At 63.7% G+C, this 23,774-nt stretch carries 17 protein-coding genes; 13 read left to right on the top strand and 4 right to left on the bottom strand.

The genetic code is table 11. The features are described 5' to 3' along the window. Nucleotides 1-38: 38 nt before the first annotated feature. Nucleotides 39-194: a hypothetical protein gene (locus VGM61_RS12840; protein WP_331523224.1), complete on the bottom strand. Its 156-nt coding sequence runs from the start codon at nucleotides 192-194 to the stop codon at nucleotides 39-41. A gap of 502 nt (nucleotides 195-696) precedes the next feature. Between VGM61_RS12840 and VGM61_RS12835 the strand changes: the two genes are divergently transcribed. Beyond that, nucleotides 697-2,196 carry a serine hydrolase domain-containing protein gene (locus tag VGM61_RS12835; protein ID WP_331523223.1) on the top strand — a complete coding sequence of 500 codons (1,500 nt, stop codon included), beginning with the start codon at nucleotides 697-699 and terminating at the stop codon, nucleotides 2,194-2,196. Nucleotides 2,197-2,214: 18 nt separating this feature from the next. Here VGM61_RS12835 and VGM61_RS12830 read toward each other — a convergent pair whose 3' ends face one another. From VGM61_RS12830 to VGM61_RS12820, 3 genes are all read right to left on the bottom strand, one after another. Further along, entirely contained in the window at nucleotides 2,215-2,622 is a 408-nt protein-coding gene (locus VGM61_RS12830; protein ID WP_331523222.1) for a hypothetical protein, read from the bottom strand. 105 nt (nucleotides 2,623-2,727) lie between these two features. After that, complete coding sequence (locus VGM61_RS12825) at nucleotides 2,728-4,209, bottom strand: glycoside hydrolase family 32 protein (RefSeq protein ID WP_331523221.1); 1,482 nt, start codon at nucleotides 4,207-4,209, stop codon at nucleotides 2,728-2,730. Between the two features lie 76 nt (nucleotides 4,210-4,285). Next, a complete protein-coding gene (locus VGM61_RS12820; protein ID WP_331523220.1) occupies nucleotides 4,286-4,480 on the bottom strand; it encodes a hypothetical protein in 195 nt (64 codons plus the stop codon). Nucleotides 4,481-4,603: 123 nt separating this feature from the next. Here VGM61_RS12820 and VGM61_RS12815 point away from each other — a divergent pair, with 123 nt between their 5' ends. The 12 genes from VGM61_RS12815 to VGM61_RS12760 form a co-directional block, all read left to right on the top strand. Next, on the top strand, nucleotides 4,604-4,972 hold the full coding sequence (locus VGM61_RS12815; RefSeq protein WP_331523219.1) for a hypothetical protein: 369 nt from the start codon (nucleotides 4,604-4,606) through the stop codon (nucleotides 4,970-4,972). Between the two features lie 215 nt (nucleotides 4,973-5,187). Beyond that, nucleotides 5,188-5,817 (top strand): secretin and TonB N-terminal domain-containing protein, encoded by a 630-nt coding sequence (locus tag VGM61_RS12810; RefSeq protein WP_331523218.1) that lies wholly within the window; start codon nucleotides 5,188-5,190, stop codon nucleotides 5,815-5,817. A 1-nt stretch (nucleotide 5,818) separates the two neighbouring features. Further along, nucleotides 5,819-6,355 carry an RNA polymerase sigma factor gene (locus tag VGM61_RS12805; RefSeq protein WP_331523217.1) on the top strand — a complete coding sequence of 179 codons (537 nt, stop codon included), beginning with the start codon at nucleotides 5,819-5,821 and terminating at the stop codon, nucleotides 6,353-6,355. A gap of 5 nt (nucleotides 6,356-6,360) precedes the next feature. After that, on the top strand, nucleotides 6,361-7,335 hold the full coding sequence (locus VGM61_RS12800) for a FecR family protein (protein ID WP_331523285.1): 975 nt from the start codon (nucleotides 6,361-6,363) through the stop codon (nucleotides 7,333-7,335). Nucleotides 7,336-7,539: 204 nt separating this feature from the next. After that, nucleotides 7,540-9,123: a ShlB/FhaC/HecB family hemolysin secretion/activation protein gene (locus VGM61_RS12795; RefSeq protein WP_331523216.1), complete on the top strand. Its 1,584-nt coding sequence runs from the start codon at nucleotides 7,540-7,542 to the stop codon at nucleotides 9,121-9,123. A 41-nt stretch (nucleotides 9,124-9,164) separates the two neighbouring features. Continuing rightward, a complete protein-coding gene (locus VGM61_RS12790; protein ID WP_331523215.1) occupies nucleotides 9,165-10,997 on the top strand; it encodes a DUF2341 domain-containing protein in 1,833 nt (610 codons plus the stop codon). 12 nt (nucleotides 10,998-11,009) lie between these two features. Then, nucleotides 11,010-11,414 (top strand): biopolymer transporter ExbD, encoded by a 405-nt coding sequence (locus VGM61_RS12785; RefSeq protein ID WP_331523214.1) that lies wholly within the window; start codon nucleotides 11,010-11,012, stop codon nucleotides 11,412-11,414. Further along, the gene (locus VGM61_RS12780) at nucleotides 11,411-12,106 is read left to right on the top strand and encodes a TonB family protein (RefSeq protein WP_331523213.1); all 696 of its coding nucleotides are present in this window, start codon (nucleotides 11,411-11,413) and stop codon (nucleotides 12,104-12,106) included. The genes VGM61_RS12785 and VGM61_RS12780 overlap by 4 nt, the downstream gene beginning before the upstream one ends. 52 nt (nucleotides 12,107-12,158) lie before the next feature. Continuing rightward, a complete protein-coding gene (locus VGM61_RS12775; RefSeq protein ID WP_331523212.1) occupies nucleotides 12,159-13,871 on the top strand; it encodes a putative porin in 1,713 nt (570 codons plus the stop codon). A 9-nt stretch (nucleotides 13,872-13,880) separates the two neighbouring features. Further along, nucleotides 13,881-14,513: a hypothetical protein gene (locus VGM61_RS12770; RefSeq protein ID WP_331523211.1), complete on the top strand. Its 633-nt coding sequence runs from the start codon at nucleotides 13,881-13,883 to the stop codon at nucleotides 14,511-14,513. 71 nt (nucleotides 14,514-14,584) lie between these two features. Further along, nucleotides 14,585-14,974, top strand: coding sequence for a hypothetical protein (locus tag VGM61_RS12765; protein WP_331523210.1), 390 nt, complete (start codon nucleotides 14,585-14,587; stop codon nucleotides 14,972-14,974). Nucleotides 14,975-15,089: 115 nt separating this feature from the next. Then, nucleotides 15,090-23,774, top strand: an 8,685-nt coding sequence (locus tag VGM61_RS12760; protein WP_331523209.1) for a filamentous hemagglutinin N-terminal domain-containing protein, incomplete at its 3' end; no start/stop codon positions are given.

The following is a 23,774-nucleotide window of genomic DNA, read 5'->3' as shown; positions in this document are numbered from 1 at the left end:
TAACCGGGCCAACAGGCGGTCGGTGGAAACCGGGCGTCTCAATGCAGCGGGTATGGGCGGCGCATGCCGGCAAGGCTTGCGGTTTGCACCGTCGCCAGGCGCGTGAATGCCTCGGCGAAGGCCATGGCCACCAGCACCGACATGGAGCGGGATTTCTTCCGCTTGCCGGCAATGATGCAAGTCCATACGTTCATTCTAGTAGCCGCCTTGCGCGCGGCCCCAGCGCGCCCACGGTCTGCCCCGTGAGCGCTGGGTTTTATCAGCGAGCTTGTGCACACTACACCCTCACGCGTAGATCATTGTTGTTTCGGCAGGAATGGCGGTGGAATGATGTGTTCGGGTCGATCCTCACCCCGTTGGATGCAAGGCGTACGGACATCATGGATATCCAGATTGAAGAAGCCGTGAAGGCCGTATTCGCCAGCCGTCGCAAGCACGACAAAGCCGTGGCCCGAATGAAACTGGACCGTTCCACCACGGGCCCCGACAAGGCTGCGAGAGCTTCACCAAGACATACCCGGTCGAGGCGATCACCGAGCGGCTGGTGCACGGTGAGTTGGTGGCGGTGCTGGAGAAAATCTTTTAACCGGGCTTGATCGAATGGCGCTTTCCGAAAAGGTTTAAATGACCGGTGGCACAAGCTGGCGATGGCGCTCCCCGGCAGACTCTCCCCCGTTATCGACGAGGGAAAGGTGCATGAAAAGGTTCCTGCAAGGCATGGCTGTGGTGTCGTTGGTGCTGGCGAGCGTTCCGCGGCCGGCGGCCGCGGTGCAAGCCCCCGGATCGATACCGGCCTCGGTGCGAACCTCCATCGAAAACGATATCAACAAGGAAATGGCCGCAGGCCGGCTTACGGGTGTGTCGCTGGCACTGACGAGCCATGGCAGGATCATCTGGGAGCAGGGCTTCGGATGGGCCGACCAGCAGGCGGGAAGGAAGGTCACGGCGCACACGCCGTTCTCCATTGCCTCCACCACCAAACCATTCACCACCACGGCGCTGATGACGCTGGTGGCGGCAGGGAAGATCAAGCTCGACCACCCAGGCAACGAATACCTCGGCAAAGCCAAGATCGTCGACGAGAACGGCCCTGCCAACGGCGTGACCGTGATGCAGATGGCAACGCACTCCGCGGGCCTGGCCTCGTTGTTTGCCATGTACCTTGACGGCACCGACGACCACCAGCCGTCGGTGGACCAGATGCTGGAAGACTATGGCCATACCATGGCCCAACCCGGCGAGCACTACGCTTACTCCAATGTCGGCATGGCGGCGCTGGCCGGCATCGTCGCCCGTCAATCGGGCATGGAATACGGGCGGTACCTGCAAAAAGCCGTGCTGGCTCCGCTTGGCCTGCACGACACCTTCTTCGGCACCGATGTTTCACGTCGCTCGTCGATGGCTGTGCGCTACACGGACGACGGCAAACCGCTACCGTTTTACCTTACCGCCACGCCAGGATCGGGCGAGGTGGTGGCCAGTGCGCACGACCTGGCGCGCTTTGCGATGTTCCACCTGAAGGATCACCTGGCTGGCCAGAAGGCGATCCTTACCGATGCACAGATCGATCAGCTCCACGCGCCGCATTCGGATGTGGCGCCAGGTTTCTTCTATGGCATGGGATGGCAGGTGCACCAGACGGACGGCAAGACGGACGTGCTGTACCACGGTGGCGGGCAGACCGGGGTGAATGCCGAATTCGTGCTGGTGCCCGGCTTCGATGTTGCCTGCATTGTTTTGAATAACCGCCATTCCGACGGGGAATTCATCACAAGCGTGCGTGACCGGTTGATCCGGGCCGTTGCCCCTTCATGGCAAGGTATACCGAAGCAACCAGTGGCTGCACCCGCGCCGCTTACCGCTGAATATCAGGGAACGTGGCGCGGGACGGTGCAGGCGCAAGGTCATCGCGTGAATGCGACGCTCGTGATCGACAAGCAGGGCAAAAGCACGTTTGCCATCGAAGGGCAGTTGCCTGCACCCATCACCGACCTGGGCATCGTGGACGGCTGGATATCCGGTGACACCACGGGGGGGACAGGCGCACCCGATGCCGAGCGTGCGAAGTTGACGAAACTGAGCCTTAGCCTGAAGTTGCGCGGCGACCGCATCGACGGCGAGATAGACGCCTGGGACAAGACGCCTGCAAGGATGACGGTGCTTCCATTCTGGGCGAAGCTGACCAGGCAGCGTTGAGCGAGCCGGGCGGGAGCTCTACTGCGTGATGGCGCGCGCGACGTCCGAAGCAAGCTGCGCCCCCAGCCCCTGCAACAGTACGGTGATAACGCGCCACTGCGCCAGCGTAAGAGCTCCCAGCACCGTCAAGCCCCACGCCGCGATCCAGAGTTTGGTGGGCATGTGCGCAATGGTGGTTTTGATGGTTGCAATATCGCACGTGTTCCTGCGTGAGTCGCTCTCTAGTGAGAGGACTCGCGTAGAGATATCTTTGAGGAGTTCGATGGACATGGTGGCATCATCGTCTTCAGTGGTCGCTTGTTCAATAGATGTGGCGGAGTTTGCGACACATCCGATACGTGGCTGGTGGTTTGGGTGCCTGAGTTGCCGTACGAATACGCCGGCTTGTGACGTTGCCAGTTCGGCTTGATTGTCAGGTTCGAGCATGTGCCTTTCCCGCCTGTTTCGTCGGCATGGTGGACGACGATAGGCCTATAACTGAAAACATGTAATGGCGCTTGAAGGTGCTCTTCCGTAGGAGAACGACGTGCGTTAAGTAGGCGTCGCGCTGACCGACCACGCCTGCGCCCGAACGCCCTCGCCACGAACTTCCACGGTGATGTCTGGAGCATTCTTGATATAGAAGCGCGTGGTATAGCCCTCCCGCTTGCCGATGACAGCTTCGATCACCGAGCCGTCGACGAAGAGGTGAACGCTGGGCTCATCGCCGACGGACAAGGGGATGCGGCGCGACGCTGCGGAGAATTCGTGCTCGTCCGGCGCAAAGGCAATACGCAGCAGTTCTTCGCTGGCCGCCGTCACGATCACTTCGAACGGCGCATCCTTCACGCCCGCGCACACCACTTCGCCGTTCGATCCGGGAAGGATGAATACGGCGTGCTCGCCAGAGCGCTTGCCTGCCAAAGATCCTGCCCGCAGCTGTTTGGTTACCGCGGGAATATCCATCCGCAAACGACCATCGGTGTCCAGGCGCAACCGCCGCGGCAGGCTGATCATGCCGGCCCAGCCCGCAGCTTCAAAGGCGTCTGATGAACGGGTTTCCTGCACCCAGCCCCAAAGGATACGTTCGCCCTGCGCATCGAGTTGGGTCTTGGGTGCGTAGAAGGCGCCGGTGTCGAGCACCCCTTGTTTGGCAGGATGGAACACCATCGTGTCGGTATCGAGCTTGCCCGACAACCAGTGGGCACGGCCTTCAGTGGAGTAGATCAGCACGTGGCCGTCTCCCAGGGGAAAGAATTCCGGGCACTCCCACATGTCGCCACCATCGTCGGCCGGGGCGCCATTCCAGTCTGCGCCCACCAGGCGGTGCTGGTACTCGAACGTCGCCAGGTCGCGCGAGCGATAAAGCAGTACGCAGCCACCCTTATGGGCCTCGCCGCTACCGACAGTCATGTAAAAGTACCCGCCCTGACGCCACAGCGATGGATCGCGGAAGCCGGTCACCTTCATGCCCGGCGGCGGATCGGCCACGATGGTTCGTGCGGGACGTTTCCAGTGATCAAGGCCGGCGTCGTCCGACCAGGAGATCATCTGTGTTTCGTGCAGTTCCTGGTCGCCATGCACGGAGGCATGCGCGACATCGGATTTGGCAACGCCGGTGTAGACCGCATATACGCGCTTGTCCACCGCCAGGCACGATCCGGTCCACACGCCGAACGAATCCGGGCTGTCTGGCACCGGCGCCATGGCCAGTGCCTCATGCCGCCAATGCACCATGTCGCGGCTCGTCGCGTGGCCCCATGACATGCCGCCGGTGATCTTCAGCGCCGCGTTGTACTGGTAAAACAGGTGGTACATGCCGTTATGGAAAATCGGCCCGTTCGGGTCGTTGATCCAGCCGGCCTTCGGCAGGAAGTGGAAGGTGGGGCGCATGGGATCGCGGGCGAGGTCGCGGGCAGGGGCCGTGCCTGGGATAAACCCATTCGCTCGCGCCAGCGGCGCCGCCAGTGCAGCCAGGATGGAAAGTGAGATGAAGTTCCTGCGGCGTGCAGAGAAATTGCCTGCGCTGGCCATGCACAACTCTCCTTCGGTTCACATGGGTATGAAAATACCATGTGATATGAAGAGCCCGTCGTGACGTGCCTGTCGCTTATTCGACCTCGGTTTTCCCGCAGCTACCGGGCCACTTCGCCGAAGCATCGAACTTCGCCAGGAACCATTCACCCGAGGCATCGCCGGCAGCATCGCGCGAGAATACGAACCCACGGCCGTCGGGTGTCACCATCGGGCCGATCTCGGTGCCGTTGACGTTGATCGAAGCGCCAAGGCGCTTTGTGCGATGCAAGCCTTTGGGACGGATGTTGGCCGCTCGCCAAGTTTTTCGCCATGCAACATCCCGATGTGAAGTTCCTCATGTCCTAATGGGTGCAGAATCCACCATAGCGACACCCGCACCGGAAGCGAAACCATGTTCGACCTCAGAAAAGTCATGCTCGTCGCGCTCATCGTGCAGCCCTGCCTGGTCGCACCCGTGCGCGCACAGCGCCAACCATCGGGCGCGGACGGCGCCGACACCTGCGTGGATGTCCAGGTGAATGGCCGGGCGGTGCTGTCCTATGCCTGTCTGTCCCGGCAAATGCTTCCCGCCGCAGGGAGCACATCGACATTGGCGGTAGCAGGTGCGGTGGAGAAAGAGTCGTCCAACCGCCGTGTGGGCCAGTTCAACCAATCGGCCCTTGGCCAGCGCATGGGTGACAACCTTGGCAAATCCGTCCACCCGGCAAGGCCCGCGGCACCATCGCCGCCGGCTCTTCTGGTTCCGCGGCCCGGCGGCTGACACGCGTCTGTCATGAAAATTGTCATCAAAGTGATGCCGTACTGTTATGCATGGCACCTAAGTTAGCCGTTGGTAGAGACCAAAGACCTTTCGGGTGGACGGGGATGGCCGTGACGCGTGGCACTGTCGCGTGGATCGGCGTCCTGGCCTGCCTTAGCTTCCCATGCCTGGGCTCCGAGCGAACGCAGCTCCCCGTGGCGCCAGCAGCGAGCCACGTGACCGATGACGAAGTTCGGTTCGACATACCGGCGCAACCGCTCGTGACGGCCCTTCGTGCCTATAGCGAGGCCACCGGCCTTGCCGTGCTGATCGACGACTCATTGACCCAGGGTCGTCAGTCGCCGGGTGTGCGGGGGCTGTTCGATCCCGCCGATGCCTTGCGAGAACTCCTGGCCGGCACCGGCCTGCGCGCACAGTACGCGGCCCATGGCGGGTTTACTGTGATCCCCGACACACGACCCGGTGCCGAGACCAACCTCAGCTTCGCCGGCTCAACATCCGAAGACGCCCACGACGACACGCCTTCCTTCGTCGAGGAAAACTACGCGCGCGAACTGCAGGCGCAGGTCACTGCGGCCCTGTGTGCTTCGGCGACGACCCGTCCGGGTACGTTCCGCCTGGCGATGCAGCTGTGGATCACGGGCACCGGCACCGTCGATAAAGTGAACCTCCTGGACACGACCGGTAATGACGGTTCCGACCGCGCCATCGCCTCTGCCGTGCGGAGTGTGCACCTGTCCCCGCCACCGGCGGCGATGCCGCAGCCGGTGACCCTGCTGCTGCGGCCGCGCACACCGGGCAAGGCCGATCCCTGCACCGGCGTGAGTGCCAGGGAGCCCGCCTGACATGCAGCCGACGATGCTCAATCTTTTCATGGAGCACTACCAGTCGTTCGCCGGACGGCTGCGCCGGCGCCGCCTCCCCGACGAATTGGTCAATGACGTGATGCAAGAGACTTTCCTGCGCGTGGAAGGCATGGGTCCTTCCGATCGGGTGGTCCACAACCCCGTGGGATACCTGTTCCGCATGGCGCTGAACGTCGCCGCCGACCAGCGCAAGGCCAACAGCAGGCTGCTGACCGGCGGTGAGATCGACGAGCTTTTGCATATTGCCGACGACTGCCTCGATCCCGCCTGGGTATTCCGCTCGCGCCAGGAAATCGGCCAGCTCGAGGCCGCCTTGATGGAACTCACGCCGCGCCAGCGCGCGATCCTGGTGGCAGCGCGTGTGGAGGAAACCCCGCAAGCCGATATCGCGCGCCATTTCGGCATTTCCACGCGCATGGTGGGCAAGGAACTGAAGAAGGCCCTGGAGCACTGTGGGCGGCAACTTGACCGAAAAGTAACGCAGCGGTTCGGTCCCGGCTCCGGTAAAACGTCTTGACTGATATGGACGGTCACCCATTCCACCGGACAACGGACGACGAGCTGCGCCGGGAAGCGCAGGCGTGGTTACTACGCCTGACCTCAGGCCACGCCACCGTGGCCGACGCCCAGGCGTTCCGCCAGTGGTGCGCGCGCAGCCCGGCACATGCCCAGGCATTTGCACGCACGCGCATGCTGTGGGAAGACCTGGCTCGCCATGCCCCGAATATCCGCGAGAGCTCGCAGCTGAGCCGGAAACAGCCCAGCCGCGATCGTGGCGGTCCGCGCATGAGCCGCCGTGCATTCATCGGTGGTGCCGTGGCCGCCACTGCCGCGGTGTTACTGGCGCGGGCGCCCATCACTGCATGGCTCGAAGCCGACGGCGCGGACCTGCGCACGGCCAAGGGCGAACAGCGCCGCGTGGAAGTGGCGCGCGGCGTGGTGGTGGAAATGAATACGCAAACCGCGATCAGGCTAGTACCCGGCGGTCGCGGCATGACCCTGCTCGAAGGCGAGGCCACGATCACGACCGGGCAGTGGCTGGCCCAGCCCTTCGCCGTGCAGGCCGGCAACGGCCGCGTGCTGGCGGCGGCATCGAGCGAGTGCAACGTGCGCTGCATGGACCGCGGCGTCCAGGTGACCTGCCTGGAAGGTTCCACGGAACTGGCCTGTGGCGGCCTGGAAGCGACGGTGAAGCCATCGCAGCAACTGGGTTATGACGACCAGGGCCCGGGCGTGGCCGTGGCGGTAAACCCGGACGTAGCCATGGCGTGGCGCCGCCAGTTGCTGATTTATGACGATGAACCCCTGTCGGCGGTCATTGACGATATCAATCGCTATCGCCCCGGCAAAATTATCCTGACCAACCGCGAACTGGCGGCACGCAAGGTGCACGCCCGGTTCTCGCTCGACCAGATGGCCGACATTGCCACGCTGATCCACGACGCCTACGGCGCTGACATCACCACGTTGCCTGGCGGGGTCATCCTCCTCGGCTGAGGCGGTGGCACGTGAATCTTTTGTGACAACGGTTCAGTGCGGCGTGCCCGCGTCCGTCTGTTAGACGAGCAGCACGTCGTTATCGGCGTGCGAACGGATTAACCACAGGGGAAACGGCGGCGTGAGCAAGCACGGGCGGCGGGTGGGCGTATGAGCGGATGTGTGCCACCGCTACGCATGGCAAGGCGAGGGCTGTGCGTCGGCATGGGCATGCTGTGGGCCGCGGCATCGGTCACACCGGCACAGGAGGCGCCCGTTGCTGCCGCGCCGGCGACATTCGATGTCAACGAATACGTGGTGGATGGCAACACCGCGTTGCCGGCCCTAGATATCGAGACGGCCGTCTACCCGTACCTCGGCCCCGGCCGGTCGATGGGTGACGTCAATGGCGCGCGCGATGCACTACAGAAGGTGTACCAGGATCGCGGCTACCAGTCGGTGGTGGTGGACGTGCCGCAGCAGGCGGTGAAGGGCGGCGTGATCCACCTGCAGGTGATGGAGAACAGCATCGGCCGCGTGCGCGTGGAAGGTGCACGCTATCACTCGCCGCAGGCCATTCGTGACGCCGTGCCGGCCCTTGCCGAAGGAACCCTGCCGAATTTCCACAACGCCCAGGACCAGCTAACCCAGGTAAACCGCCAGCCGGGCCAGCAGGTGGTGCCGGTGCTCAAGCCCGGCACGATGTCGCAGACGATGGATGTCACCCTGAAGGTAGACGACGCCTCGCCCTGGCACGGCAGCGTGGAAGTGAACAACGACCACAGCGTGAACACGCCGGAGTTGCGCACCACGGCTTCGGTGCGCAACGACAACCTGTGGCAGAAGGGACAGTCCGCTTCGTTCACCTATATCGTGGCGCCGTCCGACCGCCAGGCCGCCGAGGTGTATGCCGGTTCCTACCTGGCACCGTTGGACGACACCTGGAGCGTGCTGGGCACGGCGTACAAATCCAACAGCAACGCGAATATCGTCGGTGGCACCACGGTGCTGGGCAAGGGCAATGCCTTCGGCTTCCAGTTCATCGCCACCTTGCCCACGCATGGCGGATTTGCGCAGTCGGTGAACCTGGGCGTAAGCCGCAAGCATTTCGACCAGAACATAGGCTTCAACGGCGCCGAGTCGAAATCGCCGATCACCTATATTCCCTTCACCGCCACCTACAGCGGGCAGGTGGCACGGGAAAAATCCACCACCACGTTCTCCATCGGCGCCACGGCGGGCATGCGCGCCGGCGGCAGCAACTCGGCACAGTTCGACAACCAGCGCTACCAGGCCAAGGCTGACTTCTTCTACGCGAAGGGCGACCTGGGTCATGTGTACAACTTCACCAACGGCTTCAGCATGGCGCTGCGTGGCAGTGCCCAGGCATCGAACACATCGCTGGTATCGAGCGAACAGTTTGCCGCGGGCGGCGACAGTTCCGTGCGCGGTTACCTGGAAGCGGAAGACACCGCCGACCACGGCGTGATCGGTTCGGTGGAACTGCGCACCCCATCGCTGGGAGGCAACCTTGGTAAGCCGGTCAACGACCTGCGATTCCATGCCTTCGTCGACGCCGCCCACCTGTTGCTTTCCAATGCGCTGGCCCAGCCGGTGGACGTGAATGACCCGAGCCTGGGCGACACGCGCCAGACCCGCTTCAACCTTCTGAGTGCAGGCCTGGGTACGCGCTTTGAAGTGTTCAACATCCTTTCCGGCACGCTCGAGGTCGCCTTTCCGTTCAAGGACGGACAGTCCACGCGCGCGCACGACACACGCATCCATTTCAGTCTCAGGGCGGATCTGTAGGCCGCAAGGCCGGGGACCGTACTTTCAGGGGAATACAAGCTATGCGATTTTTGACCTTGGCCTGCCTCATCGTTCTTGCCTGGTTGCCCCAGGTGGTTCGCGCCGATACGTCCTGGTGGGATTCCGATTACGCCTATCGGAAGGCGATCACCATCGACAGCACGCCTGCCGGTGGCAACCTGACCCAGGCGACGGGGCGCGTACCCCTGCTGATTCGCCTGCACTCGGGCAATTTCCAGTTCGACGGTGTGGGTGAGGGCGGTGGTGACATCCGCTTCATCGCTGCCGACGGCAAGACGCCCCTGAACTACCAGATCGAGCGCTTTGATCCATTGCTGGGCGTAGCGATGATCTGGGTGGATATCCCGGATATCGGTGTGTCCACGCAGCAGCCTATCTGGATGTACTACGGCAACAGCAAGGCGGTGGCCACAGGCAAGGGCAGCGCGGTGTTCGACGCCGACTACAGCCTGGTCTATCACTTCGACGATGCAGCCGGGTCGAGCCCGAAAGACGCCACCGCCTACGCCAACAACGCGCAACACGGTGCCGTGCGCACCATCGATGGTGTGATCGGCAAGGCGGCGCACCTGGACGGCAGCTCGCCGCTGGTACTGCCGAGCAGTGCATCGCTCAATACCACCGACGGTGGCGGCTTCACCTTCAGCACCTGGCTGAAAGTGGACGCGCTTCCCACCGCCCGTGAACTGGTTTATGCGCGGCGCCAGGATGGCCGTGACCTCCTGGTGGGCCTGGATGCCGGTGGCCTTCCCTTCGTCGACGTCAACGGCGTGGCCTCGCAGCCCAACGCCACGGCGGGTGCCATCAAAGCCGGGCAGTGGACGCATATCGCCGTTACGGCCGCCAACGGCAAGGTCCAGCTGTATGTGAACGGCGCGCCCTATGGTGACGTCGCCGCCGCACTGCCGGCCTTTACCGTCGCCGCCACGATTGGCGCGGATGCCGCCTCGGATGCGATCACGGGCGGGGCCACGAACACGCCCGCGCCAGTCACCGCGCCTTTCGTGGGTGATCTGGACGAACTTCGCCTCTCGCGCATCGCCCGCTCCGCCACCGTCGTGCATCTTGATGCGTATGCCCAGGGCGCCGAAACCAAGCTGGTGCAGTACGGCGAAGACGAGAAGAAGTCGGGCGCCGGCTTTGGTTACTTCGGCATCATCGTCAAGTCCGTCACCGCCGATGCATGGGTGGTGATCGGCATCCTGATGATCATGGCGGTGCTGTCGTGGGTGGTGATGTGGCGCAAGGGGCGCTATGTGTCCACCATCACCGCGGCCAACGATCGTTTCCTGTCGCGCTACCACGAACTGGGCAACGACCTGCTTGGCCTGGCAGGTTCCGATACGGCCAACGCCGGCGGCCGCCGGGAATTCGGCGAGTCGTCGCTGTACCACTTGTACGCCACCGGCGCCCGGGAAGTCTGGCGCCGCCGTGATAGCAGCGGGCATGTGGTGATCGCCTCCGAATCGATCGAAGCGATCCGCGCTGCCATGGATGCCACGCTTGTGCGCGAGAACCAGGCACTGTCCAAATCGATGGTGCTGCTGACCATCGCGATTTCCGGCGGGCCCTTCCTGGGCCTGCTGGGAACGGTGGTGGGTGTGATGATCACCTTCGCCGCCATTGCCGCCGCGGGCGACGTGAACGTGAACGCCATCGCCCCCGGCATCGCCGCGGCGCTGCTGGCCACGATCGCAGGCCTTGTCGTCGCGATCCCGGCATTGTTTGGCTACAACTACCTGCTTACCCGCAACAAGAACGTCACCGCGAACATGCAGGTGTTCGTCGATGAGTTCACCACGCGCCTGGCCGAGCTGCATCGCAGCGTCGACCAGAAATCCCTGGAAGGCTAGAGGAAGTATCCCATGCGCGCCCAGGACGACGACAAGCCGTACGACGACATCAACATCACGCCCATGCTCGACCTGGCGTACGTACTGCTGGTGATCTTCATCATCATGACCACGGCCTCGGTGCAGGGCGTGAAGGTGAACCTGCCCAAGGCCAGCGCCTCGGTGAGCCTTTCCAAGGCGCAGACCAAGGCCATCACGGTGTCCGAAACCGGGCAGATCTTCCTTGATGCCTTCCCGGTAACCCTGGATGAGCTCGAGCAGCGGCTGCGCACGCAGAAGGCATCCACACCCGATTTCCCGGTGATCGTGAAAGGTGATGCCAATGTCCAGTACCAGAAGGTGGTGGACATCCTCGATCTGCTGCGCCGACTGGATCTGAGCCAGGTGGGCCTGGTCACGGGCAAGCAGTCCACATGACGTCAGGTCCTCCCAACTGGGTCGAGCCCTCGCCGGGTGCGGCGCGCTGGCAACGCTGGCGTGGCTGGATCGTGCTGTTGACGCTAGTGCTGCTGGCGGCCTTCGCCATCTGGAAGTTCGCCGGCAGCGAAGTGGGCGTGCGCCGCTCGGCGCCGCGCATCGCCACCATCACGCCATTGCCTCCGCCACCCCCGCCGCCGAAGGAAAAGCCGCCGGAGCCGAAGAAGCAGGAAGTGGAACAGGAATTGCCGAAGCCGAACAGCCCGGCGAAGCCCGTTGAAGCGCCCAAGCAGGCACCGGACACCGCCAAGCAGGTGACCATCAATGGTCCCGCCCAGGCCGGCAACGACGCCTTCAACATCGGCGCGGGCGAGGGCGGCGGCATGGTGGGCGCCAATGGCGGTACGGGTGTCGGCGGTGCGTCGTACGACCAGTACCTGGGTTATGCCATACAGCAGGCCGTGCAGCGCGACGAACGCGTCAACCGCCTCGCCTTCGAGGTGCGCGTGGACATCTGGATGGATCCCGATGGACGGCTTACCCGCGCGCAGCTGGTCAATTCTACCGGCAGTGAAAAAACCGATGCCGCGCTGGCCGAGGCCTTGCGGGCAATGCCCGCGGTCGATGTGCCACCGCCGGCAACCACGCACTTCCCCTTGCGCGTGCTGATCCGCGGCCGCCGACCCGGCTGACTTATCCATGCCCATGAACAGCACACGACTTTTTAAAGTTCCGGAGAAAAGCATGACCATGCACAAAGCCCTTCAGCGCTCGCTTCGGTTCGGCGTGCTGGCGGTGGCCATCGGGCTTGCGCTGGGCGCGGCCCCGGCGATGGCACAGACCTCGCCGTCGTCCAACGCCACGATCAACCTGGTGCGCCTGCTGGTGAAGCGCGGCGTGCTGACCCAGGCTGACGCCGATGGCCTGATCGCACAGGCCAACGCGGAAGCTGCGCAGGCAACGCCCGCCGCCGTGCCGCCGGCCGACCAGGCCGTTCCCGCCACGGGCCCGGTGCATGTGCAGTACGTGCCGCAGGTGGTGCGTAACCAGATCCGCGATGAAGTGAAGCAGGAAGTGATGGCGCAGGCGCGCGCGGAGCACTGGGCCCAGCCCGACGCCCTGCCAGGCTGGCTCGACCGCATTGCGTGGTCCGGCGACATGCGCTTCCGCGACCAATTCAACTACTTCGACAAGGGCAATGCCTCGCCAGTGGTCGACTTCGCCTCGCTCAACCGCAATGGCCCTTACGACCTCAATTCGCAGAACCCGCCGCCGTTGTTGAACACGCTGGAAAACCGCACCAACTCGCTGCGCATCCGAGCGCGCCTGAAGGCCGACATCACCTTGGGTGACACGGTAAGCGCAGGCATCGCCCTGGGTACCGGCAACGACAACAATCCGGTGTCGACCACGCAGACCCTGGGCGGCGGCTTCACCAAGAAGGATCTCTGGCTCGACCAGGCCTACCTGACCTGGAAGCCGGCCGATTGGTTCGCCATTACCGGTGGCCGCATGCCCAACCCGTTCATGAGCAGCGACCTGCTGTTTGCCAACGACCTGAACTTCGACGGCCTTGCCGGCAAGTTCAACGTGCCGCTGGTTGGCGACCTCAGCGGTTTTGCCACGGCGGGCATGTTCCCGATCGAGTACCAGGCCGATGACTTCCCCAGCACCCAGAGCCCGAAGGATTCCAGCCGCGACAAGTGGCTGACCGCCGCCCAGGTGGGCGTGAACTGGAAGATCAGCGAAGACACGCAGTGGAAGACCGCGCTGGCCTATTACCGCTTCAACGACTTGCGCGGTGAGTTGTCCAGCCCATGCGCGATCTACCAGGGCGTGGATTTCTGCAGCACCGACAACACGCGCCCGGCCTATATGCAGAAGGGCAACTCGCTGTTCCTGCTGCGTGACATCGTGCCCGATCCGTCCTCGCCCAGCGCCTACGCCCAACCGCAGTTCGTGGGCCTGGTGTACGACTACCACCTGGCCGATGCGATCACCCAGCTGGACATGCACGTAGCCGGTACGCCGCTTCGCCTGGAGGCTGAGTACGTGCGCAACATGTCTTACCACAGCGCCGATGCCTTCGGCCCGAACATCGGGCTGAACCGGCTGGTGAACAACTTCGGCAGCGGTGATATCACCGCCGACAGCTACAAGAGCGGTCCGGTGGGCTGGATGCTGCGCGCCACCCTTGGCCATCCGCAGCCTACCGAAGTCAACGACTGGAACGTGGTGTTCGCTTACAAGTACCTGCAGCCGGATGCCGTGGTCGATGGCCTGAACGATCCGGACTTCCACCTGGGCGGCACCAACGCCAAGGGCTTCGTGTTTAGCGGCAGCTACGGCCTGAACAAGTACACCTGGTTGTCAGCGCGCTACTTCAATGCCAAGCAGGTGTACGGGCCGCCGCTGTCGATTGACGTGATCCAGCTTGAAATGAACGCGCGGTTCTAGGAGGCGATGATGAAAAAACGTACCCTTCTACCGCTTGCACTCCTGCTGTCGCTGGTATTTGCAGGCAGCGTCGTTGCGCAACCGGCCAGCCTTGAATCGCGTTTGCGCGACCAGCTTCGCCAGCTGCAGGGGCAGGTGCAGGACATGCAGGGCCAACAGGCCCAGCTGCAATCGCGCAATGCTGCCCTTGAAGCCGAGCGTGACGCGGCGCGCAAGGAAGCCGAAGCCGCCCGTGCCGAGCTTGCCAGCAGCAAGGGACGCAGCGCCGGCGATGCCCAGGCACTGGCCAGTGAGCGTGCCCGCCAGCAGACGTTGCAGACCACGGCCGACCGCTACAAGCATGACTATGACCAGTCCGCCACGGCCGCACGCGCCACCGAAACCGAACGCGCGCGCCTGGCGGGACAGCTTGAACAGGTCAATGCCAGGCTCGATACCTGCGCTGCGAAGAACATCCAACTCTACGACGTGGGCAAGGAGATCCTTGATGCCTACGAACACATCGACATGGGCCAGGTGATGTCGGCACGGCAGCCTTTTGCCGCCAGTGCGCGGGTGCGCCTGGAGAACGCAGCGCAAGCCTTTGGCGACAAACTCTACGACCAGCGCTTCGACCCGGCCAAGCAGGCTCCGGGGCGCTGATGCAACCAGGCACGCATCATGGAAGAACGTCTACAGCAAGGGCAGCGGCCTGGGCCGCTCGCGGCCTACCGATGAGCGTGCCTGACGCATTGGCCGAGGCGATTCACCAGCTGATCGCCGAGCGGCACCAGCCCAATGCCGACGTGGTGCTGGACCGCTGCTCCCGCGAGGTGCTGGCGATCCTGCTCGAATCCGAGACCCACGTGCTGACGGGCCGCGCGCGTTATGTCGTGGAATCGAAGCTTCGATTGCGTCGCGTTGACCACCACACCGAAGAATTGCCGCCCCTGAAGGTGCTGTTGCACGTACTCAACGCCTGGTGCTCCGAGGGCTGGCGCTCGGCAATCCACCACGTGCTGGCCGAGCTTGCCGCCGACGAACTGGCGGCCCTGGCGGCTCTGCCGGGCCTTGATCCTGAAATCGCTTCGATGACCCGCAACAGCTTGAACAGCGAGGAATGACAGCCATGGCCCACTGTCATCCACGCGCAATGAAACGTGGCACACCAGCGTCATTACCGTGCGCAGGGACGCGCGCGACCTTTGGCGGCAGGATCGCCGCACACCGGACAAGCCCATGAGCGCACGTGCATCCAACCTTCCCGCCAACCGCCGCCCGGCGTTGCGCCGACGCACACTGGCGCAGTTGATCACACTGGCACTGGCCGCGGGCAGCATGAATGCGCATGCCGCCGGACCACAGGCATTCAGTGCGGCATGGCTGGCGCAGAAGGGGCAGCCTGGCGCTTCGAGCAACGTGACCACGCCGGGCACGGGCGGAGCGAACACGGGTGGCGCTTTGACGCCGGGCAATGCCTTGCTGCAGAAGAATGTGCAGCAGTCGATTACGAACCTGAACAATGCGGCGCAGGCTGTGGCCGCGCAGATGGCTGCGCAGAAGGCCGCCGCCAGCCTTGCCGGCACGATACCGTCGAATATCCCCAATGGCCTGGCCGTCGGCGGCCTTGCGCCGGCGGCAGGCATCGCCACCGATCCCACGTTGTGGCAGAACGCCAATGCGCCCACGCAGAGCGTGGCCAATGGCCAGACCACCGTGGAAGTGAAGCAGACGGCCGCCAAGGCGATCCTGAACTGGGATAGCTTCAATGTGGGGCGTGATACCACGCTTTACTTCAACCAGAGTGCGGGTAACCAGACCAGCGGCGGCAACCAGTGGATCGCGCTTAATCGTATCGCGGCGGGGGATTCGCCGAGCCAGATACTGGGGCATGTGAAGGCTGAGGGTACGGTGTACCTGCTTAACCGGAACGGGTTCCTGTTTGGTGGTGGCAGTACGGTTAATACGCATTCGTTGTTGGTGTCGTCGTTGGATTTGTTTAGTTCGGATGTAGTTACCAGCAACACGACGTTCTTGAATGAGGGGCTGGCTGCAACACCCGATGGTGCACCCCGCCAAGGTATGTTGGTCTCTGATTTCACGGACGGCCAGAAGCATGACGTAGTGATCGAGAAGGGTGCTTCGCTGAGCACCGGTGCCCAGGGCTTCGCACTGGTGGCGGCGCCAAATGTTAGCAATGCCGGCCAGGTGGTGGCTGACGATGGGCAAGCGATCCTGGTAGCCGCAACCAACGTGGGCAGCACCGGTGCTACCGGCCCCCTGCACGCATATGCCAGCACGCTGATATTCTCCGGCCAGGATTATCTGGCGAACCGTGGAACTGCGCTAAACACTGGCCTGGTGCAGGCACGTCGCGGCGGCGTGCAGCTGCTCGGCTACAACGTGGACCAGGAAGGTGTTGTGCTGGCTTCCACCAGCATCAGCCAGCCGGGCAGCATCGAACTGCGGGCACAGGATTACGGCAACAGTTCTACCGTTACCATCGGTTCATTCGCTCGGTCTGGCAGCCTGACGTTCGGCACGGGATCGGTCACCACCATCCTGCCTGAGAAGGATGGCGCCACCACTTCGTCCAGCCCAAGCGCCGACAAGGTCTTCGTGAACGGTGCGGTCACTCTCGTCGGCGGCACAGTGACATTCGCCAGCGGCTCGCAAGTCGAAGCGCCGGCCGCAACCCTCGATGTCGCCGCCATTCGGAACAATGCGAATTCGCTGCCGTTGCCCAACGCCGGCAGAGTATACGTCGACGACGGCGCGGTGATCGACGTCTCCGGGTTGGCCAATGTCGTGCTGCCGGTGTCGGCGTTGTTAGTGGACATCCCGCGTATTGGCCAAAACGAACTGGCGAACTCCCCGCTATTGCGCAACAGCTTCCTGTATACGCAAAAAGACATCCTGATCGACAGCAGCCAGTCGGGAACGCGCGCCGACGGCCTGGACTGGGTCGGCAGCCCCATCCTGAACGTGGCTGGCTATGTCGACAACGTGCCGCGTGATATTTCGCAGATGCTCACGCGAGGTGGCGCCATCAGCCTGAACGGCGATGAGGTGATCGTACACTCGGGCGCCCAGCTAAAGCTCGATGGCGGCTACCTCGCCTACCAGGCGGGCTGGATAGACACCCCCAACCTGCTCGGTGCCGACGGCCGCATTTACAACATCGCCACGGCCGATCCGCAAATGGATTACGTCGGGTTTGCGGGCCAGTACTCGATTAACCACCCGCGCTGGGGTGTTTCGCAAACGTACAATTCGCCGATCCTTGCAGGGACCCGGCGCTGGGATGAAGGTTTCATCAGCGGCAGCGCCGCCGGCAGCCTGACCATCGATGCCGACGATGCACTGGTGCTTGACGGCGATATCTCGGCTATCGCGTATGTCGGCCGCAACCAGATCGTCAACGGCACGCCGCCCGCACCCGGGATACTGGAAATCGAGGTCATGCCAGCCTCGACCATTCGCCGGGCGACTACACCAGGCATCCGTTTGCAGCAGTCATCGCTCACTCTCGATGACCTGGTTCCGGGTTTCGCTGCCGATACCCCCTGGGACATGGTTCTCGCCTCACAGGACGCAACCGCGACAACGGAAGATAACCTGCGGAACTGGCTGATTATCCCAGCCGACACCATTACCCGTGCCGGGTTCGGCAGTGTCACGATCAATGCGGACTCCTTCGGGAACTACGCACCGATCGTGGAGGCGCCGGGCACGGTGCTGGCGGTCGCGCCCGGCGGGTTGATCAACCTGGAAGGCTCCCGCATCGACATCCTCGGTACGCTCACCGCACCGTCGGGCCAGATACAGTTGACCACCCACACGCCGAGCGCGCAGGCCGGTGAGGATGGCTCGGCGTCGCTGCAGGGCGCGGACATTACGCTGGGTGATAGCGCCGTTGTCAGCACGCGTGGGCTGTGGGTAAATGATAGCGGTGCAAGTTCCGATGCCTTGCAGGGCGACCTCTACATCAACGGTGGCAGCGTTAGCCTGACCACGGACCAGGCCTATTTGGGCAGTCCCGACAAACTCGTCGATGGCACAGGGTCGATCGTGCTGCAGGCCGGCAGCATGATTGATGTCTCCGGCGGCGGTTACGTAGGCGCCGATGGCCTGGTTCGCATCCGCGACGGCGTGCCCGAGGGTGAGGGCGGCGATGTGTCGCTGGTGACCTATGGTGGCCCGCAGGTGTTCGGCGTGAATGCCAGCTCGCCGACCACCTTGCACGGTGGCCGTATCACCATGGGCGGCAGCATCCTGGGCTACGGTTTCAGCGGTGGCGGCAACTTCACCTTACAGGCGCCGGCGATCGAGATTGGCGGCGACAGCAATCATCTGCTGACACCCGATACGCTCCATCTCGACGCCGGATTCTTCGCCGGCAAGGGTTTTGACAACTATTCTTTGAGTGCCATAGCGGACGCGACGGTTGCCGCGGGTACCTCCGTGAAAGTGCAACGCGACAACCTCCTGCCGGATCTTGACGCGCTGCGCACGGCGACCACGGGGAGCGATATCTACTCCTATGCGGCCATCGGCAGCCTGGATGCTTATCACCGCTGGGCGACGCGCGACACGGCGGATGGTCGCGGTCCAGGTTTCAGCCTGGCCGCGGGTAACTATCTTGGATGGAACCGTATAGCCGCAAGCGGATCGCTCGGCCCCCCCAGTTACCCGGGCCTTACCGGCGCGTTGCTGCTGGACAATGGTTCGTCCATCGGCGTGGATGCCGGCGGCAGCGTCAACCTCGCCAGCGAGAAGTCGGTCACCGTGCTTGGGGACGTGACGGCACATGGCGGCAGCATCGACATCTCGACCCTAGCGAACTCCGTCAAGCAACCCACCATTGCACAAGTGTGGCTGGGCTCGGACGCTTCGCTTGACGCCTCAGGCGTTGCCCTGATTGATCCGCTGGCGACGCCGGTGCGGGATCCTTCGGATACCGCGTTGCCGTTCACGCCTCGCGCGGGCGTCGTGCTGGCCGGAGGATCCGTATCGCTTTCAAGCAAGGACGGCTACGTGCTTGCCAGGGAAGGCTCCCGAATCGATGTATCGGGTGTTGCAGACCAGTTTGACCTGCCGGTTGCCGCCCAGCTCTTCGTCGGCGACACATTGGGTTATCTGCGTTCACCGGTGTGGAGCGATGCTGGCGATATCAGCCTGGCAGCTACCATCGGGCTTGACGTGGACAGCACGCTTTTGGCCCACGGCGGCGGTCCGCTGGCCGACGGCGGTACGCTCACCATCTCCACCCTGGGACCAAGCCGAGTGGGATTGCCGACCCCTGCGGGCATCCTGGTACGGCAGTCGGGCGACGCGCTGGATTCTTCGCTGACACCCGGCGCTACGGTGGAAGCAAATGGCCCTTCGGGTGTCCTGAATTTCGTGGCCGACCGCCTGCATGGCTCGGGCATCTCCACCTTGGACCTCAACGCCGGGTCGGTGATCGGTTTCGCCGGCGATGTGGACATCGATGTCGCCCGCTCCTTTACTGCCGAAGCATCCACGCTCGTCGCCTTGCCCGACCAAAGCACAAGCCTGGCGACGATTGCGGGTTCTTACGCCCAGGGTGACGGCACCGTGCACATCCGTGCGCCATACGCCAGCTTCAATGGCGGTGGCAGCACCGGCGTCATCGCACGTGCAGGCGATGGAAACCTTGTCGTCGATGCCGACTTCATCGACATTGGCGATAGCGTCAATCTGCAGCAATGGGCCGGCGCGACGTTCAACGCCAGCGGCGACATCCGGTTCAACAACAACCTTGCCGCGATCAACGGTGTGGTACCGACGGGGCTGCTGTTTACCACGGGCGACCTCACCTTCAAGGCGGCCCAGCTTTATCCGGCCACCGATGACCGGTTCGTGATCGACGCCAACGCATCGGGTATCGCCGATGCCAATGGGAACGCACGTGAAACCACGATAACCTTCCTGCCCAACGGTCCATCCGATGCTCCGCTTTCCGCCGGTGGCGCGCTGCTGGTGAGCGCGGACCACATTGAGCAGGAAGGCAGCATCAAGGTGCCCGCCGGCACCCTGGTACTTGGCGTGAAGGACCCATCCGCCGACGCGGCGGCCTTCGGACTGGATCCGTCGCTGTTCCCCCTGGTTGCCACGAAGAGCGTGCATCTTGCCGATGGCAGCCTGACTTCCGTGTCGCTCGATGGCGCCACTGTTCCCTTCGGAACCACCGTTGACGGCACGGAATGGCGTTACAACGTTTCAACTGACGTCAATTCGGCCGACATCACCGCACCGCCGTCCGGGCAGATCACCATCGGCGGCACGAACCTTGCCCTGGACAAGGGTGCGGGTATCGACCTTTCCGGCGGCGGCAAGCTGCAAGCCCAGGAATGGGTACCCGGTACCGGTGGCACGCGTGACGTGCTTGCCCAGTACAGCACGGACTTCACGCAAGGCAATGGTTCGGGCACGGCAGTGCCGCAATATGCCGATGGTCGTGCGGTGTACGCCATCGTGCCGGGCTATCACGCGCCAGTGGCGGCCCACGACACATCGATCCAGTTGAACGGAAACATTCCGCCGTTGTTGGGCCAGGCTATCTATCTGTCGGGCGTGCCGGGCTTGCCCGATGGCACGTACACCTTGTTGCCAGCGGGGTATGCCACCCTCCCCGGAGCATTCCGCGTGGTCCAGGACACCGGCGCGCCCGCTGGCGTGGCCGGCCGCACGGCGATCCAGCCCGACGGCACCATCAGCGCGGTGGGTTACATGGCCAACGCACTCAGTGGTTCGCGTTCGGCGCAGACCACTACGTTCCTGTTACAGGGCGGCCCGGTATGGCAGCAGTATTCGCAGTACACCCTTTCCGACGCCGATACGTTCTTCGACAACCTGGCCAGCAAGGCGGGTAACGTCGCGCCGCCTACGCCGCGCGATGCCGCACGGCTGGTGCTTTCCGCCGGCAAGACCCTCGACCTGGGTGCAACCCTGACAGCTGAACCGGCTGAGGATGGACGTAGCTCCCAGGTGGACATCGCCGCCCAGGCGATCCAGGTCCTGGGCGATGGCGAGACCGCACGCGATGGTTACCTGCAACTCTCGGCCGATGGCCTCACCCAACTGGGTGCCGGCAGCCTGTTGGTGGGGGGTACGCGAAGCGCGGCAGATAATGGTGACCAGATCACCAGCGTGGCCGATAGCGTGGTGCTGTCCAACGATGCGACCCATCCATTGGTCGGCCAGGAAATCATGCTGGTCACGCGCGGCACGGCCAATGCCGATGCGGAAGGCGTGCTGGTGGAAAGTGGCGGCGTGATCCAGGCCCGTGGCGACGGCAATCCTTCAAGTACGCATGCGCTGGTGTTCGGCAGCGATCCGTCGGTCGATGCCAACGGCGCCAGTGTACCCGGCGTGAGCGGGGACGGTTCCATGCTGCGTGTTTCACAGAACGGTGCCGCCACCACGACGCGCTTCCAGGTTCCGGGCGTGGGTGGCGTGGCAGGTACGTCGCAGGGCCGCCTGACCATCGATGCAAGTGCCAGCATCGATGGTGGCAGTGCGCTCACCCTCGATGCCACTGGCGCTACGGTGGTTGATCCCACGGCGACATTTACAGGCAAAGCCATCGACGCCAACAGCAACCTGATCACCTTTGTCGGCAACGATGGGTCAGCCGGCCTGAGTGGGCTCGTGATCGGTCCGCAGACGCTGAACCTGTTCCGTAATGCCGACTCGGTAACCTTGCGCAGCCGCGGCGCCATCGACTTCATCGGCGACGTGAACGTCTCGCTCGACAATACGCTGGAACTAAGTGCGCCGGTGCTCGCCAGCGACGGTAGGCAGGTGGCGGTAGAGGCCGGAACCCTGCGCCTGGGCAACACCCTGGGAAGCCAGGACGGAAGCTTCGCGGCGGGCAGCGGTAGCTTTGCCGCGCAAGCCAACGAAATCGACTTCGGCCCCGGAACCACTACCTTACAGGGCTTCGGCAGCTTTGCGGCAACCGCCACGCAGGGCATGGTGGGGCAGGGAACTGGCGGCGTGGACTTTGGCAGCCTGGACGTGCACCTGCAGACACCGATCCTGATGGCCGACAGTGGCGCCGATACGAGCCTTACCACCACTGGCGCCATGACCGTCGCCCCGGGTGCGGGCACAGCCCTGCGGCGTGATGCGATGGGTGGCGCGCTTACGCTGCAGGCGGGCAGCCTTGCCATCGGCAGTGACCTGCAGGCCGCTGCAGGCAACCTGGACCTCACGGCTACGTCGGGCAATATCGACTTCCTGGCCGGAAGCCGCGCGGACACTGCTGGGGTCAACAAGACCTTCTTCGATACCCAGACTTATGCACCCGGCGGCGCACTGACGATCACGGCAACCCATGGCAATGTGAACCTGCAGCCGGGCGCCTGGCTTGATTTCGCTGGAGCTGCGCAGGGTGGCGATGCCGGTAGCCTCAACTTAACGGCTGGCGGCTCTGCGACGCTCGATGGACAGATCAATGGCCACGCAGGCGATGGTTACCGCGGCGGTTATTTCAGCCTGACATCGGGCGCGGCCGTGGACCTGGACACCATTGCCGCCATGGCCGCGGATGCCGGCTTGACCGGCATGGTGGGGGTCACCAGCGGCGCGGGCAATCTGCAGCTCTCGGGCGGCCACAACCTGGTGGCACAGAAGGTTTACCTCACCGCCAACGGCGGTGCCCTTCCCGGCGCCACTGATGGCAATGTGATCGTTGACGGAACCATCGACGCGTCGGCGCCTTCGGGCAGCCACATCGAGCTCTACGGCAAGAGCGGCGTGGATATCGAAGGCACGTTGCGCGCCACCAGTTCGATCACCGGCCAGCGTGGCGGCGATGTGGTGATCGACACCGACGGCGTGACCAATGGTTCGTTGAACACCACCTATGGGTACCAGAACGTGGACGCGGCAGGTTCGGGCTTCATCCATCTTGGCGCAAATGCGCTGGTGGACGTCTCGGGTGGGTCCAGTGACCCCTCCACGGGCGGCCATGTGAGCTTCCGCGCGCCGCTGCTGGCCGATGGCGATGTACGCATTGCCATCGATGGCGGTGGCAAGTCCATTGCAGGTGCGCGACAGGTGGACATCGAGCCTTTTGCGGTGTGGAGCAGCGGCGACAAGAACGACGACCTGAGCAAACACTTCGACGGTGTGATCGACCCGTCGGGCTGGTATGCCGACGGTAGTACGGGTGCGCCGTCGATGGTTGCCGGCAAGTGGGTGGACGCAGCCGGTAGCGTGCTCGATGCGCCGTTGGACGACGCACAGTTGAAACAGTACCTTACTAACGACTATTTCATGCCCGATTCGGCAAATGCCGATCATCAAACGTTCTACGGTTATATCGGTGGCGACGCCAGCCAGGGTGCCGGAACGCTGATGGGTTTCGTGGAACAGCCAGGCTTTGCTTTTGGCGACCGTTTCAGCGGCATTGCCAACGCGGCGGTTCGCCCCGGCATCGACCTGCGCAATCCGTTGGACGGCAACAACGGCGGCACGATCTCGGTGCTGACCAACTGGAACCTCGGTGCCGGTGTTACCGGGTCCGACGGCCAGATCACCCTGGCCTATCGCTACCAGGACCAGGCACCCATCCTGACGGTGCGCGCGGCCAATGAGCTGGACATCCAGGCCAGCATTACCGATGGCTTCTACCAGCAGAACGATGGGGCTGTGCTTGCAGATCCGGCGGCACCGCCGCCGCCGGTGAACGACAATGGCTATGCCGACGCCGTTGCCGCCTACCAGAACTCCCAGCAGTACCTGGACGCCAACGGCATCTGGAACGGCTCGATCAACCTGAAGAACGGCACCGTGGCCAGTGGCGCGACACCGGGCGGTGGCGTCGCGGACATCACCGCCGATCCGTACTACCAGCCACTGCAGGCACCGTTGCAGAACCAAACCGCCGACTAC

The sequence above is a fragment of the Pinirhizobacter sp. genome, assembly GCF_036499745.1.
Classification (GTDB): domain Bacteria; phylum Pseudomonadota; class Gammaproteobacteria; order Xanthomonadales; family Rhodanobacteraceae; genus Pinirhizobacter.
The sequence above is the reverse complement of the archived record's forward strand: the minus strand, read 5'-3'. Positions and strand labels throughout refer to the sequence as shown.